Source organism: Rahnella perminowiae (genome assembly GCF_019049695.1).
GTDB lineage: Bacteria > Pseudomonadota > Gammaproteobacteria > Enterobacterales > Enterobacteriaceae > Rahnella > Rahnella perminowiae.
Genome location: NZ_JAFMOT010000073.1, coordinates 1 through 452, shown reverse-complemented (window position 1 = coordinate 452; position 452 = coordinate 1). Strand labels below are relative to the sequence as shown.

The window sequence follows — 452 nt, the reverse complement described above, 5'->3', positions numbered from 1 at the left end:
TTACCGCATAACCCAAACTAGTCGTATCGCCTGTGGGCAATACTCGCACCGACAGATAACGACCGATTTTATTGGCAAAAAATAGCGCCGACAATAAAACACCCGCAAACACACCTAAGGCTAAATTATGGGTATAAACCACAATCGCCACCGTTACCAGCATCACCACATTAAAACCAACGGTGTGAGTTTTTAATTCTTTAATTGATTGCCAGTTAAACGTACCAATCGACACCATAATCATCACCGCTACCATCGCAGTCATGGCAATGAACTTGAGTAAATCGCTTATAAACTCCACCATCATTAGCAAAAATACACACGCCAAAAACGTCGATAATCGTGTCCGACCGCCTGATTTAACGTTAATCACCGATTGCCCAATCATGGCACAGCCTGCCATACCGCCAAGTAAGCCGCTTGCGATATTGGCAATACCTTGACCTTGGCAC

1 protein-coding gene is annotated in these 452 nt (G+C 44.5%); it reads right to left on the bottom strand.

Going from position 1 to position 452, the window contains the following annotated elements; translation table 11 throughout:
* A partial coding sequence (locus J1781_RS00345; RefSeq protein ID WP_238483434.1) for a SulP family inorganic anion transporter occupies positions 1–452 on the bottom strand: 452 nt, incomplete at both ends.